The organism is Streptomyces pathocidini, assembly GCF_001418495.1.
GTDB lineage: Bacteria > Actinomycetota > Actinomycetes > Streptomycetales > Streptomycetaceae > Streptomyces > Streptomyces pathocidini.
Window position 1 is genome coordinate 1 of record NZ_LIQY01000668.1, and the last position, 1,746, is coordinate 1,746.

Consider the following 1,746-nt stretch of genomic DNA (forward strand, 5'->3'; position numbering starts at 1 on the left):
CGGGCCGCGGCCCGCCCGCCCGGCGGCGGCCCGGTCCCCGCGACCCGGTCCCCCGGTGACCCTGCGCCGCACCCGCGGCAGGGGTCCGCTCGGCCGGACCCCGGGCGGACGGAAGCCGCAGGAGCCGTGGAGTGGACCGGCGCGTCGCCCGGCGGCCTCGCGGGTGCGCCCGGTAGCGGCGAAGCCGCGGGAACCACAGAGCGGGCCCAGGCATCGCCGGAGCGGGCCCAGGCATCGCTCCCCATCACCCTCGTCCTCGACGGTCTCGAAGTGGTGACCTCCGCGGCTGCCCTGGGCGAGCTGGAGCGGCTGCTGGACCGGCCGCCCGGCGGCCCGCGGGTGGTGCTGAGCGGGCGCGGCGAGCCGCCCGTGGCGCTCTACCGGCTCCGGCTCGCGGGTGCGCTGCGGGAGCTGCGCGGGGACGCGCTGCGGTTCACCGCGGACGAGGCCGCCGTACTGCTGCGCCGGCACGGGACGGAGCTCGGGCCGCGCGAGCTGGCCGCGCTGCTGCGCCACACCGAGGGCTGGCCCGCCGCGCTCCAACTGGCCGCCGTGGCGCTCCGGTCGGCGCCGGACCCGGGCGCGTACGCCGCCGGGTTCGACGGGGACGACCGGGGGGTCGCCGACTACCTGGTGGGCGAGGTGCTCTCCCGCTCCCCGCCCGCGGAGCGGGAGTTCCTGCTGCGCACCAGCGTCTGCGAACGGCTGGACGCAGACCTGGCCAACGCGCTGACCGGCCGCGACGACGCGGCCGCCGCCCTCGACCGGCTGCTCAGGACCGGCGCCCCGGTGGCCCGCGAGGCCCCCGGCTCCCCCTGGCACCGCTGCCACCCGCTGCTGCGCGCCCACCTGTACGCGGAGCTGCGCCGCACCCGGCCCGCCGAGGTGCCCCGGCTGCACGGCGCCGCGGCCGACTGGTTCGCGGCGCGGGAGCGGCCCGCCGAGGCCCTGCGGCACGCCGTCGCCGTGCCCGACCCCCACCGCGTATCGGCCCTGCTGGACCGGCACGTCACGCGCATGGTCACCGCGGGCCAGGGCCGTACCGTACGCCGTCTGCTGGCCGAACTGCCCGAGCCCGCATTGGAGTCCGAGCCCGGGCTCCTGCTGGCCGCGGCGCTGGCCCGGCTGGACACCGGCGACCTGGACAACGGCAGCCGCTACCTCGCCCTGTCCACCCGCGCCGACCCGCACCCCCGCGACTCCGGCGTACGCGCCCTGCGCCGGATCGTGCGCCTGGAGCGCGCCCGGCTCGCCGGCAGCCTGCCGGAGGCGCTGCGCCTCGCGGAAGGGCTGCGGATTCCGGAGGCGGCGGACAGGGACGGCGGCGACGACCTCGCGGCGCTCGCCCTCGCCGACCGCGGCATCGTCCACATGGAGCTCGGCCAACTAACCCAAGGCAAGGCCGACTTGACGGCGGCGCTCGCCATCGCCCGGCGGCGCGGCCTGGACCACCTGACCGCCCAGTGCCTGAGCTGCCTGGCCGCGGTGGCCGCCGCGGAGTGCCGCAACACCCGGGCCGTGCGGCTCGGAGAGGCCGCCGCGGACTTCGCGCGGGCGCGCGGCTGGGAGGGCGCCGCCCTGTGCGCCCCCGCGTACGAGGCCGTGGCCTGGGCCGAACTCCAGCTGACCGAGCGCGATCCGGCCGAGCGCTGGTCCCGGCTGGCCCGGCAGTCCGTGCGGTCGGTGCACGGACGGGTGGACCCCACGGTGGAGTTCGGCGCCCGCCTGGTCGGCGCCGTCGCCGCG

The 1,746-nt window shown here is 79.4% G+C and carries 1 protein-coding gene; it reads left to right on the forward strand.

Going from position 1 to position 1,746, the window contains the following annotated elements; all coding sequences use genetic code 11:
- Nucleotides 1-126 precede the first annotated feature (126 nt).
- Nucleotides 127-1,746 (forward strand): winged helix-turn-helix domain-containing protein (locus AOK16_RS24285; RefSeq protein ID WP_478072685.1); only part of this gene is annotated, 1,620 nt, incomplete at its 3' end.